At 58.5% G+C, this 15,587-nt stretch carries 11 protein-coding genes; 5 read left to right on the plus strand and 6 right to left on the minus strand.

Translation table 11 applies throughout. The features are described from left to right. Positions 1-45 precede the first annotated feature (45 nt). Positions 46-543 carry a hypothetical protein gene (locus CKW26_RS06090; protein ID WP_095047891.1) on the minus strand — a complete coding sequence of 166 codons (498 nt, stop codon included), beginning with the start codon at positions 541-543 and terminating at the stop codon, positions 46-48. Positions 544-775: 232 nt separating this feature from the next. On the opposite strand from CKW26_RS06090, the gene CKW26_RS06095 reads away from it, so the two are divergent. The 3 genes from CKW26_RS06095 (at position 776) to CKW26_RS06105 (ending at position 2,989) form a co-directional block, all read left to right on the plus strand. After that, positions 776-1,150: a hypothetical protein gene (locus CKW26_RS06095; protein ID WP_095047892.1), complete on the plus strand. Its 375-nt coding sequence runs from the start codon at positions 776-778 to the stop codon at positions 1,148-1,150. After that, positions 1,147-1,344: a helix-turn-helix transcriptional regulator gene (locus CKW26_RS06100; protein ID WP_093430734.1), complete on the plus strand. Its 198-nt coding sequence runs from the start codon at positions 1,147-1,149 to the stop codon at positions 1,342-1,344. The genes CKW26_RS06095 and CKW26_RS06100 overlap by 4 nt, the downstream gene beginning before the upstream one ends. A 103-nt stretch (positions 1,345-1,447) precedes the next feature. After that, positions 1,448-2,989: an alkaline phosphatase D family protein gene (locus CKW26_RS06105; protein WP_095047893.1), complete on the plus strand. Its 1,542-nt coding sequence runs from the start codon at positions 1,448-1,450 to the stop codon at positions 2,987-2,989. A gap of 33 nt (positions 2,990-3,022) precedes the next feature. Here the strand turns inward: CKW26_RS06105 and CKW26_RS06110 are convergent, their stop codons facing one another. Then, positions 3,023-4,039 (minus strand): ABC transporter substrate-binding protein, encoded by a 1,017-nt coding sequence (locus CKW26_RS06110; RefSeq protein ID WP_095047894.1) that lies wholly within the window; start codon positions 4,037-4,039, stop codon positions 3,023-3,025. 419 nt (positions 4,040-4,458) lie between these two features. Between CKW26_RS06110 and CKW26_RS06115 the strand changes: the two genes are divergently transcribed. Next, a complete protein-coding gene (locus CKW26_RS06115) occupies positions 4,459-6,669 on the plus strand; it encodes an LTA synthase family protein (RefSeq protein ID WP_095047895.1) in 2,211 nt (736 codons plus the stop codon). 108 nt (positions 6,670-6,777) lie between these two features. Here the strand turns inward: CKW26_RS06115 and CKW26_RS06120 are convergent, their stop codons facing one another. After that, complete coding sequence (locus tag CKW26_RS06120) at positions 6,778-8,814, minus strand: TonB-dependent receptor (RefSeq protein ID WP_095047896.1); 2,037 nt, start codon at positions 8,812-8,814, stop codon at positions 6,778-6,780. A 334-nt stretch (positions 8,815-9,148) separates the two neighbouring features. On the opposite strand from CKW26_RS06120, the gene katG reads away from it, so the two are divergent. Then, positions 9,149-11,419 (plus strand): catalase/peroxidase HPI, encoded by a 2,271-nt coding sequence (gene katG / locus CKW26_RS06125; RefSeq protein WP_095047897.1) that lies wholly within the window; start codon positions 9,149-9,151, stop codon positions 11,417-11,419. A 394-nt stretch (positions 11,420-11,813) separates the two neighbouring features. On the opposite strand, the gene pepN is transcribed toward katG, so the two are convergent. Genes pepN through CKW26_RS06140 form a run of 3 tightly spaced genes read right to left on the minus strand, consistent with a single transcriptional unit; the run spans position 11,814 to position 15,569 of the window. Further along, positions 11,814-14,471, minus strand: coding sequence for an aminopeptidase N (gene pepN, locus CKW26_RS06130; RefSeq protein ID WP_095047898.1), 2,658 nt, complete (start codon positions 14,469-14,471; stop codon positions 11,814-11,816). Positions 14,472-14,481: 10 nt separating this feature from the next. Continuing rightward, the gene (locus CKW26_RS06135; RefSeq protein WP_095047899.1) at positions 14,482-15,312 is read right to left on the minus strand and encodes a DUF2797 domain-containing protein; all 831 of its coding nucleotides are present in this window, start codon (positions 15,310-15,312) and stop codon (positions 14,482-14,484) included. Further along, a complete protein-coding gene (locus CKW26_RS06140) occupies positions 15,309-15,569 on the minus strand; it encodes a YeaC family protein (RefSeq protein ID WP_007919229.1) in 261 nt (86 codons plus the stop codon). Before CKW26_RS06140 ends, CKW26_RS06135 begins: the two co-directional genes overlap by 4 nt. Between the last annotated feature and the right edge of the window lie 18 nt (positions 15,570-15,587).

Raw genomic sequence — 15,587 nt, forward strand, 5'->3', positions numbered from 1 at the left:
ATCGATGATCAGGCCGCCCCTTTTTTGTATTTGATCTGCGCAGTATTAACGCTTGCGGGCCAACGCCTTGCGCACGCTTTCCCGTGACATCCCCGAGCCGGAACGGGGCACGGCCTTATCTACGGGCGCCTTGGCCAACTGTTCCTTGCGCTTTTCCACCTCACGCCACTGATAACCGAGATATCCGCCTGCCGCCACAATCCCCAGCCAACCGAACACCGAACTGACGAAGAACCACAGCCCGAGGGTGATCCACACGGTTTTCGAGGTGAATAACTTCAAGCTGTCATCGGCAGGCACCGGTTCAGCCGGTTCAACCACTGCCTGCGTCACCGGTACTCTGTGCACCCCATCCAGATCAATGCGCCAAGCGAAGTCCGCCCCGGCCACCGGAATGTTTAGCTGATTACCTTCAGCACGATGCACCCGAATGTCGCCATCGACGAGCGACATGGAGCTGAAACTGATCTGGGTTTCATAGTGAATCTCGCCGTTGACCTGGGTCACGACCGTTCGTTTTTGGTCAGTGGGGGTGTCGCGCATGCCGATTCCTTGAGCGTTCCACGTCGGACGACGTGCGATGGGATAATCCGTTGGAGTCGAATGCTACTGAGTGGCTATTACGCTGTCCAGAAAACGTGCCCCTAAGCTGCAGACCTACGCGAAATCCTCCGGCATGAGTCTGTTCGAGGTTAACGGCTGGATGGAAAGTGTGCTTTACATCGAATAAATCTTCGGCGACCATGTAAAGGGTCTTTTACATAGGAAGTGAAGAATGAACCGGTACTACCTCGAATTGGGCGCAGCATTAATCATCTACATTCTGGTGCTGACAGCATCATTGATTGCCTCGCAATACCTGATGGACGCCCCCATCGTGATGCGCTCGGCCGTCGCAGTGACGCCGGTCATTCCGGCGGGACTGATGTGCTGGGCCATCGTGCGCAATATGCGGCGCATGGACGAAATGCATCTGCGCATCCAGTTTGAAGCGTTGGGGTTTGCCTTCGCCGCCTCGGCACTGTTGACCTTCAGCTACGGTTTCCTGGAAAACGTCGGCGCCCCGCATATTCCGTGGACGTGTGTATGGCCGGTGATGGGGCTGATGTGGATTGTCGGCCTGCAAATTGCGCGACGCCGCTACCAATGAAAAACCGTCTCAAGGAATTGCGCGCCGAGCGCAAATGGTCGCAGGTCGATCTGGCTGAACGCCTGAGCGTGTCGCGTCAGACGATTAACGCTATAGAAAACGAACGCTACGACCCGAGTCTGCCACTGGCCTTTCAGATTGCTCGGGCGTTCGAGTTATCAATCGAAAGCATTTTTGATGATGGCATGAACTGAAACGCTCCCCTCGCGTCCTCGCTACTTGCAAAAACGGACTACGCTCGGAGACACCACGGCATTGCGTGGCATCCGTTTTTCTATTGTCAGCGAGGACGACAACATGAGTCCCTTTGGCCCGGTTTTGAGCTTTCGCGGTATTCAGAATCAGAAATACTGTGTATCTGCCCTGCTGGTGCAAGACCTCAACGCACCGGCACCCACTACGCAGGTCGCGCAGGCACACAATCCGACGATCAAACGGATTGCCCGGATTCCTTTGATCAAACCGCGCATGGCCGTCTGGCGACTGGACATGCAGATCCAGCAAAGTAAAACGCAGTTGAAGATTGACTATGACTTGGGAGACGTATCGGGCTCATTTCACGTCCCGCCTCTGGATCAGGCTCCCCGCATCGCTTACACCTCGTGCAACGGTGTGTCGGACGTCAAATACCTGAATTCGCTGGCAGATCGCTATGCCGAACGCTGGAGTCATCTCGCGCAGACCCACAAGCAAGCCGAGTACCATCTGTTGGTCATGGGAGGCGATCAGATTTACAGCGATGAACTGTTACAGACTCAAGGCCCCTTGAATGAATGGTACAAACAGTTCTCCTGGAATCGTGATGACACTCTGTGGACTGAAGAAATGGAAGTTCAGGCAGACGAGTTTTTCGCCAGTGTTTACCCGCGATACTGGGCCAGACCACAGATACTGAAAATGCTCAGTTGCGTTCCGACCCTGATGATGTGGGACGATCACGACATCATTGACGGTTGGGGATCCTATCCCCAGGCCCTGCATGAAAGTCCCGTACACCAGGGGCTGTTCCGCATTGCCAGTTATTATTTTCGTCTCTACCAATTACAGGTTGACGAAACCGAGAGCCGCCCGGGAGCGATTACTCGTCAAGGGCATACCTTCGCTTTTGAAGGCCTCGGTGGCCTCGCCATTGTCGTTCCCGACCTCAGGTCTGAACGTGCGCCCGACATCAAAGGCAGAAACGGCCAGCTCAAACAGCCCACGCAAATCATGTCGCAAAAAAGCATCTCGCAGATGTTTACCTGGATCAAAAGCCTGACGGTCAGCAAACCTTCACACCTGCTGTTCATCTCCAGCGTTCCGGTATCGTTCGTCAACCTTGCGCTGCTTGAGGCCCTGATCGGATGGATTCCGGGAGAGATCGGACCGGAGGATGATTTCCGCGACCACTGGCGCCATCAGCCGCACAAAAACGAGCGCAAGCAACTGATCAATGGATTGCTCGATTTCGCCAAGTTGGCGAAATGCAAAGTCACCATTGTCTCCGGGGATGTGCATGTAGCGGCCGCCAGCGTCATTCGTTCGGCCAACCCCCGGCATATCGACAATGGTGCAGAAGTCATCCATCAGCTGATTTCAACCGGCATCGTCCATCCTCCTCTGCCTGTGCTGACGATCAGAAGCCTGGAAACGATCACCGCTACCCGGGAAAAGATCGACACCGACCTTACTGCCGAGATGCAAGCCATTGGGTACGACGGAAATTGCCTGATTGCCAGTCGTAACTGGCTGTCCATCGAGCCAGACAAAAGTTCCGACGGGCGCAATCGGTTGTGGGTGAAATGGCACGTCGAGGGGCACGATCACCCCATTACGCGACTGATCGAGCCTGCCGGTTGAGTTCCGGAAATCCCCTGCACCGGGCCGGGTTCTTCAGCTACCGGCCCCACCATGCGCCTCTTCAAAGAAGTAATCCTTCCAGCTGTCGGCCTTGTTCTTCAGCACACCCAGTTCCTGCAACTTCTCGGCATAGATAAAGGTGCGCTGCGGCACCACCGTGAAGTCGATTTCCGGGTCTTTGACGATTTGCTCCACCAGGGCCAGCGGCAACTTCGACTGTTCGACACGAATGTACGCCTGAGCCGCCGCCGGCTTGTCAGCCTTGATAATTTTCTCGGCTTCGGCCAAAGCGTCGTAGAACGCCTTGTAGGTTTTCGGGTTTTCGTCGTGGAATTTTTCTGTGGTGTAGAGCACGTTGAACGTTGCCTGACCGCCGAGCACGTCATAGGAGCTCAGCACTTTGTGCACGTTGGGATTCTGCAAAGCCTGGTACTGGAACGGCGGGCTGGAGAAATGCGAGTTGATCTCGGAGCCGCCGGCGATCAGCGCGGCGGTCGCATCGGGGTGCGGCAGGCTGACTGAAATATCGTCGAATTTCTTGTACTGCCCGTCACCGAATTCCTTGGCGGTTTCGATCTGCAAGGTGCGTGACTGGAAGCCCACGCCGGCAGCCGGCACGGCAATCCGGTCCTTGTCGGTGAAGTCCTTGAGCGTTTTGATGTTCGGGTTGTTGGTCAGCAAATAGTTGGGCATCGAACCCAGCGCGGCGATGGCTTTGACGTTCTGTTTGCCTTTGGTGCGATCCCACACGGTGAGCATCGGCGGCACACCGGCGGACACCACGTCGAGGGATCCGGTAAGTAATGCTTCGTTCATCGCGGTGGCCCCGGAGATGCTGTTCCAGTCGACCTTGATGTCGAGGCCCTGCTCCTTGCCGTGTTTTTCGATGAGATTCTGGTCGCGCACTACATCGAGAATCAGGTAACCGATGCCGAATTGCTGGGCGATGCTGATCTTGCCTTCGGCCTGGGCGCCGGTGCTGAACAACGCACTCGCGGCCAGGGAGGCGGCCAACAGAGTCAGTGCAGAACGTTTGAACGGTGTGGCCATGACAACCTCGCAGCATGGGGGTGGTGTGCTGAAAGGCCTGACTTTATCGCTATAAAAAATAGAAATTAAATATCTTTATCGCATATCGATAGCACGGGTTGTCGAGCGAAAGGAGGCTGCAATCTTGTGATGCCGGGTTTCGATAACAAGATCAAAAGATCGCAGCGTGCCGCAGCGCCTACATTGGAATCCGGTGGCGGCTCGACGGGTTAAACAGCCTGAAACAATAAATCCACCAGCCTCAATATCGTCGATTGCTGTGCCACGCGAAGGCCGGTCAGGCCTGCAGACACTTCATCACCTTCAGGGGCCACCGCACCAGCACATCAGTTGAGGGTTTAAAAGGGCGATCAGACAGTCCACCCTTGGTATCATCACGCACACTTTTATGACGATTTAATGGCTGGAAGGTCTTTTTTGTGAGCGCTCTTTTTAACCGGTTGCGGCAGCCGCATGCCCGCCTCTTTTCCCTGATTGTCCTGGTGCTCGTGGTGCCGCTGTGCCTGCGTGCGGCGCTGGGTTGGTCGGCACCGCTGGGCTATTTGTCGGATCTGGCCATCGGCAGCCTGTTGGTGGTGTTGCTGCATCGCCGGGCGTGGTGGCTGGCCTTGCCGGTGTTGCTGTTCTGGGGATTGCTGGCTGTAGCGACTGCTGAACTGGTCAGCGCGGTTGGTCGGCTGCCGACGCCTTCGGACATTCATTACCTGATCGATCCGCAGTTCGTGGAAAACTCCAGTGGTGGCGGCTTGGCCCATCCTGCACTGGGCATCACTTTGCTATTGGCCCTGCTGTTCTGGCTGCTGACCCGGTTTGCCAACCGCGACCTGCCACGTCCGCCCCTGCCCCGCGCTGCCTGGAGCGCACCGTTGGTGTTGTTCGCCGCCCACTGGGGCGCGCAGAACCTGTGGCCAAACGAAGCGGATCCGTGGCGTCAGTACAACCTGCCGCACCAATTGCTGGCCAGCGAGGTCGCCGATCTGCAGATCCAGGCCGAGGAATGGCTGGACGGTGATGTCGAAGAACCCGCGCCGGCGATGGCCGGTCTCACCGACGTCGACCTCAACGGGCAGAAACTGCTGGCCGCGCCGGGACAAGCACGCAACGTGCTGATCATCGCGCTGGAAGGCATTCCCGGGGCTTACATCCGCGCCAACCGCGAGGCGATCGGCAGCCATTATCAGGAAGACCTGATGCCCAACCTCAGCCGCTGGGCCGAGCGCGGCATGAACACCCCGGACTACGTGCTGCATACGCACCAGACCATTCGCGGTCTGTACGCGATGCTCTGCGGCGATTACGACAAACTCAACAACGGCACGCCCAAAGGCGTGGAAATGCTCACCCTCAACGAGCGCAATCAGGCCTGCCTGCCGGCGCAGCTGCGCGAACACGGCTTCAGCACGCACTATCTACAGGGCGCGGGGCTGCGCTTCATGGCCAAAGACAAGATCATGCCGCACATTGGTTTCGATGCGACGCACGGTCTGGAATGGTTCAGCAACAGCAATTATCTGGAATTCCCGTGGGGCAAGGATGACAAGGCGTTTTTTGAAGGCGCGCTGGATTATGTCGGCCAACTGAAAAAGCAGAAACAGCCGTGGATGCTGACGCTGCTGACCGTCGGCACCCATCAGCCCTACTCCGCGCCCGAGGAATACCTGGAGCGCTACGAAACGCCGAAACAGGCCGCCGTCGGTTATCTCGACGATGCGCTGGAGCAATTCCTCAGCGGCCTCGAGCGCCAGGGCGTCCTGAAAGATACGCTGGTGGTGATCACCTCGGACGAATCCCATGGCATTGACGGCGTGCGCCTGGCCTCTTCATGGGGCTTCAACCTGACTCTGGCGCCGGAGCATGAACAACTGCCAAGGCTCAACAAAGGCGTGTATGGCCACGTCGATCTGAGCACTTCCATACTCGACTACTTCGACTTGCCGGTGCCTTCCGCGCTGAGTGGCCGCTCGCTGTTTCGCGACTACGACAGCGGCCGCGAAATCATGTCGTTCACCAACGGCAAGCTGCGCTATCACAACGGTCAGGGGATTTTTTCCGAGTGCGACATGCCGCGCCGCTGCCGCTACTACGAAAGCGCCGGTTTCATCGCCGAGAGCGCCACGTACAAAGGCAACTACAGCGGTCATCCGGCCCGGCAGATCGCCGCTCGCGCCAATGCTCTCGACCTGTCGCTGCTGCGCACGCCGCTCAATCATCGCTATCAGTTCGGCAGCACCAACGTCATCCCGCTGCAAGCGCAAATCAAGGATGACTGGGCCGACAACCTGATCGGCGCGCAGTACCTGGAAATGCCCAAAGGCTCGCACACCCGCGTGCGCCTGACCGTGCGCTCAGTCGATCCGCAACAAGCGGCGTACATTCAGCTCAAGGCCAAAGAGTTTGAACAGGACGTGCAGATCGGTCTGCCGCAGGAGATGGTGGCAACCGCCGAGCAGCCACTGGAAATGAACTTCAGCTTCGACAACCCGCAAGAGCGCAAAGCGTTTTCTTTCCATTTGCTGGGGTATGGCTTGGGCGCGGTTGAGGTGACGGATTTCAGTGTGATTACCGAGTTACCGGGGCAAGAGGACATCCTTGACGACGTGCCGGAGGACGACACGGCTCAATCCACCTGATCACGCCCGTGTAGGAGCTGCCGCAGGCTCGGGCCGCGATCGGACGATCTTTTAAATAGAGATCAAAAGATCGCAGCCTGCGGCAGCTCCAGTGGGAATCAGTGATTATCAGAACGTTGTGCGCAACCCGACCTGAATGCTGCGCCCTTCTGCCGGCGCAATGTCGCGCAGAATCGAACTGGCGTAACGCACGGTTTGATTGGTCAGGTTCTCGGCATTGACGAAGGCCAGCCATTGGCTCTGACCGACATCGAAGTGATACCCGACATTGGCGCCCAGCGTGGTGTAGCCGTCAGTGCTGCTTTCATTGTCCGGCACGCGATGCTGTGAACTGGCGTGTTCAACATCAATGCGCGCCTGCCACTTGTCCAGTTCCCACAGCAGCCCGGTGCTCAACCGCAGCGGCGCGATGCGTGGCAAGTCTTCGCCGGTATCGAGGTTCTTCGCGCGGGTGTAATCGCCGGACAACTCCAGCGCAAACTTGCCGTATGCGCTCTCGCCGAGCTTCCAGTGATCCTGCGCTTCAAAGCCGCTGAAGCGCGCGCGCACACCGGAATAGGTGTATTCGGGAATACCGTCGGCGTCCTCTTCGCCCTCGTCATTCAGCGTTCGGCCCGTGCCGAGCAAGCCGATGTAGTTGGAGAAGTGGCTGTAAAACACACCGACACTGCCCTTGTGCGTACCATTGTCGAAGCGCAGCGCAAGGTCACTGGACACGGCTTTTTCTTTCGACAGCCCGGCATCGCCGACTTCATAAGTGCCGGTCGCGACGTGGGCACCGTTGGCGTAAAGCTCATAGAACGTCGGGGCGCGCTCGGTGTAGCCCAGCGTCGCGGCCACCGACCAGATCGGCGTCAGCGTGTACACCGCACCGGACGACAGACTGCCAGCGGTGAAACTGCTGAATCGATCGGCGTTGGCAAAGCGCTCGTTACCCTTGGCGTCCGGGTCGACCGTGGTGTGCTCAAGGCGTCCGCCGAGGGTGAACAGCAGCCGGTCGGTGGCTTGCAACTCTTCAAGAATGAACAGCGCAGCGGCATCGGTATCGGTCTGCGGTACAAACGCTTCTTCGCCGAGTGCCGAGAACTCGTTGCGGCTGACCTGCGCACCGATTACGCCGTTGAACGGCCCCAACGGCTGGTGCCGCGCCTCGACCCGCGCCTCGTAACCTTTGTTCTTGAACGTCGTGCCGACCTCGCCACCTTCGATTTCGCGATGCTCGTAATCGGTGTAACCCGCATCCAGCTTGATCGAACTGAACGGCCCATCGAGATTGCGGATCTCCGAGGCGAACGCGTAGTGCTCCTGTTGCATGCGGATGCGCACGTCTTGTTCAGCGGGCGAACCGTAGTTGGAGTCGTAGTTGCTGTAGGACAGGCCGGCGTATCCGTCATCCCAAGTGTAAGAGCCGCCGACCGCGCCGCCGTCCTGCCGACCATCGCTGTTGGCCAGGCGATGCTTTTTCGAGTCGCCGTCGTCGTTTGCGCGTTCGCGAGCGGTTTTCGCGTAACCGGGGATTTTCAGATCATTAAACTCGCGGGCACTGGCGTCCAGATGCAGGGCGAATTGACCGTTACCGGCCTCGAGTTTGCCGGCGCTGCTACGCGTGGTGTCGGCACCGCCGTAGCGCAACTCACCGGCGCCATGGATTCCGTCGATAGCCTCGGTCGGAATGCGGTTATCAAAAGTGTTGACCACCCCGCCAATGGCACTGCCGCCGTACAGCAGCGCTGCCGGACCACGGACGATTTCAACGCGTTCGACGTTGACCGGGTCCAGCGGCACCGCGTGATCGTAAGACAGCGACGAGGCATCCAGCGCGCCGACACCGTTGCGCAGAATACGGATGCGGTCACCGTCCTGGCCGCGAATGATCGGCCGGCTCGCGCCCGGGCCGAAGTACGACGAAGACACCCCGGGCTGCTTGTTCAGGGTTTCACCGAGGCTACCCTTCTGTTGAAACGTGAGGTCGTCGCCGCTGAGCACGGTCGATGGCGAAGCGAGTGTCTGGCTGCCGAGCGGATTGCCGGTGATGACTTGCGGTTGCAGTTCGAGGGTGTCAGCGGCGAACACCGGGGATGCAAAAAGCAGCGCGGCGGCCAACGGATTGAGGCGTCGTTGCAGGGGGTTAGAACGGGCAGGCATTGCAGAATTTCCATGCGCTGAAAAGTGAGGATCGCTGCCAGCGTTTTTCTTTAACGCTGGTAGAAACAGAATGAAACGAATTTTATGTTATACAATAACATTTCTTCCTGTCATCCCGATTTTCACTTTTTGTTTTTTGCAGAGGCTCAACAACGCATGTTTCCAGCAGGTAGCCGCTATCGGCTGATCCGTGAAGCGCTCCGAAAAACGCTGAAAGACTTTGCCTATCAGCCTCCAATAGTCGGCCTATTAGCTGACTCTCCAAGTCGGGTCTAGCCTTACTAGTCCGAAGTCGGCACGAGCCGGCCGTAGCAGACCTGATAAGGACCCGAACATGGCAAACGAATCGAAATGCCCGTTCAACCACGCCGCCGGTGGTGGTACGACGAACCGTGACTGGTGGCCGAATCAACTCAACCTGAAAATCCTCAGTCAGCATTCGCCAAAGTCCGATCCGTTGGGCAAGGATTTCGACTACGCCAAAGCTTTCAAAAGCCTCGACTTTCAAGCCCTGAAACAAGATCTCAATGCGCTGATGACCGACTCTCAGGACTGGTGGCCAGCCGACTTTGGCCACTACGGCCCCCTCTTCATCCGCATGGCCTGGCACAGCGCTGGCACTTATCGCACCGCCGATGGCCGTGGTGGCGCCGGCTCCGGGCAACAACGCTTTGCACCACTGAACAGCTGGCCAGACAATGTCAGCCTCGACAAGGCCCGCCGCCTTCTGTGGCCGATCAAGCAGAAATATGGCCGCAATATTTCCTGGGCTGACCTGATCGTTCTCACTGGGAACGTCGCGCTGGAATCCATGGGTTTCAAAACCTTCGGTTTCTCCGGTGGCCGCCCCGATGTGTGGGAGCCGGACGAAGACGTCTACTGGGGTTCGGAACACGAATGGCTGGGCGGCGACAGCCGTTACGGCAAGGACAAGTCCGCCATGCAGGAACCCGGTGACGGTACGTTGGTCGCCGAGCCGGATTTGCATGGCAAAGAAGAGAGCCGCACCGATCAGGGCGAACGCAATCTGGAAAACCCGCTCGCCGCCGTGCAAATGGGCCTGATCTACGTGAACCCCGAAGGTCCGGAAGGCAATCCAGACCCCGTCGCTTCAGCCCACGACATTCGCGAAACCTTCGGCCGCATGGCCATGAACGATGAAGAAACCGTCGCGTTGATCGCTGGCGGTCACGCCTTTGGTAAAACCCACGGCGCCGGCCCAGCCGATAACGTCGGGCCTGAGCCGGAAGCGGCCGGCCTCGAAGAACAAGGCCTCGGTTGGCGCAACGCGTTCGGTACCGGCAAGGGTGGCGACACCATTACCAGCGGTCTGGAAGTGACCTGGACCACCACACCGACGAAGTGGAGCAACAACTACCTGGAAAACCTGTTCGGCTTCGAGTGGGAGCTGAGCAAAAGCCCGGCCGGTGCGCATCAGTGGATTCCGAAGAACGGCGCCGGTGCCGGTACCGTTCCCCACGCCCATGATCCGAGCAAAAAGCTTTCGCCGACCATGCTCACCTCCGACCTGGCGCTGCGTTTCGACCCGGCTTACGAGCAGATCTCGCGGCGCTTCCTCGCCAACCCGGATCAGTTGGCCGATGCCTTCGCCCGCGCTTGGTACAAACTGATCCACCGCGACATGGGCCCGCTGTCTCGCTACCTCGGCCCGGAACTGCCGAATGAAGAACTGTTGTGGCAGGATCCGATCCCCGCTGTCACTCATCCGCTGATCGACGAAAGCGACGCGGCTGCGCTGAAAGGCAAAATCCTCGCGTCAGGCCTTTCGGTGTCGCAACTGGTCTCGACCGCATGGGCCGCTGCCTCGACGTTCCGTGGCTCCGACAAGCGCGGCGGCGCCAACGGTGGTCGCCTGCGTCTGGCACCGCAAAAATTCTGGCAGGCCAATCAGCCTGAGCAACTGGCCAAAGTGCTGCAAACCCTTGAGGGCATTCAGAACGACTTCAACAGCGGCGCTGCTGGCAAGAAAGTCTCGCTGGCAGACCTGATCGTATTGGCCGGGAATGCCGGGGTCGAGCAAGCAGCGAAAAACGCTGGCCACTCGGTCACGGTGCCGTTCACACCGGGACGTACGGACGCCTCGCAAGAGCAAACCGACGTTGATTCCTTCGGTTTCCTTGAACCGATTGCCGATGGCTTCCGCAACTACAGCAAAGGCAAATACACCGTTTCGGCCGAGGCGTTGCTGATCGACAAGGCGCAATTGCTGACACTGACCGCACCGGAGATGACTGTGCTGCTGGGTGGTCTGCGGGTGTTGAACACCAACGTCGGGCAAACCCGGCATGGTGTGTTCACTTCGCAGACGGAAGCACTGACCAATGACTTCTTCACCAACCTGCTGGACATGAGGGTGGAGTGGAAGCCGACTTCGAGGGATGCGGATGAGTTCGAGGGGCGTGACCGTAAAACCGGCAGCGTGAAGTGGACGGCGACGCGGGTTGATCTGGTATTCGGCTCGAATGCGCAACTGCGGGCATTGGCTGAGGTGTATGCCAGTTCGGATGCCAAGGAGCAGTTCGTCAAAGACTTCGTTGCGGCCTGGACGAAGGTGACGAATCTGGATCGGTTTGATTTGAAGTAATTTTTCGGAAAATAAAAACGCCGCATTGTTTCAATGCGGCGTTTTTTGTGTGTACGGCTTGGGTTTTGTGGTGATGCGTGAATCCTGCCCCCTCACCCCAGCCCTCTCCCCCCAGGGGGGCGAGGGGGAAAGGGAGCAGATCTTCGTGCTTTTCAAGTCCTGAGTTCGGCTCCGGACTTTAAGATGTGAAACTCGTACATCCACCTCGGTCAGTCCCCTCTCCCACTATGAAAGAGGGAAAGGGAGCAGATCGGGGCCGTTCAAAGCCTGAGTTCGACTCCGGACCTTCAGGTCGGTGTCACTCGACCATCCAACCCGGTCAGTCCCCTCTCCCTCTGGGAGAGGGTTAGGGTGAGGGCCGGTCCAACGCTGGAACACCGACGCCAACACACCATCAAGCCAGGCTCTTGCTCACCACCTCATACACATCACTCGACAACTGCCCCGACGCCCGAATCCGCTCCAGCTCGCCCTTCATCAAAGCCTGACGCGCATCGTCATATTTGCGCCAGCGCGTCAGCGGCGCCAGTTGGCGCGAAGCGATCTGCGGGTTGAAGCCGTTCAACTCGATCACCAGATCCGCGAGGAAGCGATAACCGGAACCATCGGCCGCGTGGAAGTTGATCAGGTTCTGCCCGGCAAACGCGCCGACCAGTGCACGCACCTTGTTCGGGTTCTTGATGTTGAACGCCGGGTGTTGCATCAACGCTTTCACCCGTTCCAGACCGCCCGGCAAGGTGCTGCCGGCCTGCACGCTGAACCACTGATCCATGACCAGAGGATTGTCCTTGAAGTGCTCGGCGAAACTCGCCAGCGCCAAGGCTTTCTGCTCTTCAAATGGCGAGTTGACCAACACGGCCAGCGCAGTCAGGCGTTCGGTCATGTTGTCGGCCGCTTCGAATTGCTCCAGCGCCGCCGCCAATACTTCCGGCTTACCGCTGAGCATCAAGTACGACAATGCAATGTTCTGCAGCGCGCGACGAGCAAAGTGCTCGGCCTCGGCCACATACGGGGTCTTTTTCGACAGATCACGATTGGCTTGATAACGCAGCCACAGAGCTTCGAACAAACCTTCCGCCAGTTGCTGACGCGCGAACTCACGGGCGATATGAATGGCATCGACATCCGCCACTTCGCTGATTTCAGTGAGGTACGCCTCACCCGGCAACGAGAGCATTTCCGCGACCATGGCCTGATCCAGCGTTTCATCCGACAGCACCGTACGCAGCGCCGACACCAGACGCGGATCGAGTTTCAGGCTTTCGCCTTTCTGTTGCTGGCCAATCAATTCCTGCAGGACTTGCACCGACAGTTGCTGACCGGCATCCCAGCGGTTGAAGCCGTCGCTGTCGTGCTGCATCAGGAACATCAGTTGATCGCGGTTGTACGGGAAGCTCAGTTTCACCGGCGCGGAGAAGCCGCGCAGCAGCGATGGCAGCGGCTGTTCAGCGATATCAACGAAGGTGAAAGTCTGCTCGGCTTCGGTGACCGAGATCACGCGGGTGGTGCCTTGCGCCGATGCCTCGCCGCTCAGACGCAAAGCAATCTCGTTACCTTGGCTGTCGAGCAGGCCGAGTTCGACCGGAATCACGAACGGCAGTTTTTCAACTTTGTCCGGGGTTTCCGGGCAGCTCTGGCGGAAGGTCAGGCTGTAGCTTTTCGCGGCGGCGTCGTACGACTCGCTCACCGCCAGACGCGGCGTGCCGGCCTGGCTGTACCAGCGTTTGAACTGGCTCAGGTCGACACCGTTGGCGTCTTCCATCGCTTTGATGAAGTCGTCGCAGGTTACCGCTTGGCCGTCATGGCGTTCGAAGTACAGATCGCTGCCCTTACGGAAGCCTTCGGCGCCGAGCAAGGTGTGGATCATGCCAACCACTTCCGAACCCTTCTCGTATACGGTCAGGGTGTAGAAGTTGGAGATTTCGATAAAGCTGTCCGGGCGCACAGCGTGAGCCATCGGGCCGGCATCTTCGGCGAACTGGTGGGTGCGCAGATAAGCCACGTCCTGAATTCGCTTGACCGTGGCCGAGTTCATGTCGGCAGAGAAGCCGGAATCACGGAATACGGTGAAGCCTTCTTTCAGCGACAGCTGGAACCAGTCGCGGCAGGTCACGCGGTTGCCCGACCAGTTGTGGAAATACTCGTGGGCGACGATTGCTTCAACGCGCTGGTGTGCGGCGTCGGTCGCGGTTTCGGCGCGGGCCAGTACGGCGCTGGAGTTGAAGATGTTGAGGCCTTTGTTCTCCATTGCGCCCATGTTGAAGTCGTTGACGGCGACGATCATGAAGATGTCCAGATCGTACTCGCGACCGTAAACCTCTTCGTCCCAGCGCATCGACTTCTTCAGGCTATTCATCGCGTGCTGGCACTTGTCGATGTTTTCCGGCTCGACGTAAATGCGCAGTGCAACATCGCGGTTGGTCATGGTGGTGAAGCTGTCTTCAACGCACCACAAATCACCGGCCACCAGCGCAAACAGGTACGCCGGTTTCATGAACGGGTCTTCCCAGGTTGCCCAGTGCCGGCCGTCTTCGCCCGGGCCCGAGGCAATCGGGTTGCCGTTGGAGAGCAGCACCGGATAGCTGTGCTGTTCCGCGACCACGGTGGTGGTGAACTTGCTCATCACGTCCGGGCGGTCGAGGTAATAAGTGATCTTGCGGAAACCTTCGGCCTCGCACTGAGTGCAGAACATCGTGCCGGACTTGTACAGGCCTTCCAGCGCGGTGTTGGTTTCCGGATGGATCTTCACGCTGGTGTCGACCGTGAAAGTTTCGCTGGCCGGTTGCAGGGTCAGGTGGTTTTCCGTGAGCTGGTATTGGCCGTCAGACAGTTCCTGATCCGCCAGCGTTACCGAGAGCAGCTCCAACTGCTGGCCATCGAGCACCAGCGGCGGCAGGCCCGGGCCACGCGCCGGGTTGCGGCGCATGACCAACTGCGCGTGCACCAGGCTGTGATCCTCGAACAACTCGAAGGTCAGGTGTGTTTCGTCGATCAGGTACTCGGGCGCCTGATAGTCCTTCAGGTAAATCATCTTCGGTTGTTCGGTGCGCATGCTGGCGTCCTTATTGATGCACGGCGAGCTGATAAGCCGTGTACTTGCGAATGTTGATCACGCCGGTGTCGAAGATCAGGTACTGGCCCTTGATCCCCAGCAGCGTGCCTTCGGCAATCGGGTTCTTGTCCAGGTTGAAGCTGACGATTTTGGCCGGGTATTGCTCGACCGGATAGCGGATTTCCAGCGGTTCTACATCGGCAATCGTCTGAATAGACTGTAGGCCGAATCGCTCCTGCAAACCTTGCAGGCCTTCGGCGCAGCTTTCGAATAACTGGTCACGTACCTGCGCCAGATCGACCGCCGCCGCATCGCCCTTGAGCAGCGCGCGCCAGTTGGTTTTATCCGCGACCTGACTGCGGAACAGGTCTTCAACGAAGCCCGATTGCTGCCGTGTCGAGACGCGCATGATCGGCAATGCCTGACATGCGCCCTGATCGATCCAGCGAGTCGGCAGTTGCGTAGCACGAGTGATGCCAACCTTGATCCCCGACGAATTGGACAGGTAAACCACGTGGTCGGTCATGCAGAATTTCTCGCCCCACTCCGGCTCGCGGCAGGTGCCGGCGTCATAGTGGCAGCGCTCCGGGCTCATGATGCACAGGTCGCACTGCGCCAGTTTGGTCATGCACGGGTAGCAGTAACCCTGACTGAAACTGGTTTTGGTCTTGCGCCCGCAATGGGTGCAGTGGATCGCCCCCAGGTATTCCAGACGCACCGTACTGCCAATCAACGGATTGACCGGGACCTCGACGTCATCCAGACGAAACGCGTATTGCACGTTCGACCCGTCCAGGCGCGCCGACATTTTGCTGATTGCACCGCGGCCAATCTCGATCAATGGATGGCATCCGATTTGAACAGAATGTTCGGCACTTCGATCGACTTCGATGCACATTCCTGCGGGCCCATGTAACCGGTGCGCTGGTCTTCAGGCAGGTTCTGGATTTCCCAGGCGATCATCGCCTGCAGCGACAGCTCGCGCTGTTCGGCGGTGAGTTTGCCACCGTCGGACCACTTGCCGATTTCCACGGCCAGTTTCAGGCTCTCGTAGATGTCCGGGGTGATGTTGTTGATCATGTCGTTAAAAGAGGACATCAGGGTCTCCGTGCTCTT

This window comes from Pseudomonas sp. Irchel s3h9, from assembly GCF_900187475.1.
Taxonomy (GTDB): domain Bacteria; phylum Pseudomonadota; class Gammaproteobacteria; order Pseudomonadales; family Pseudomonadaceae; genus Aquipseudomonas; species Aquipseudomonas neuropathica.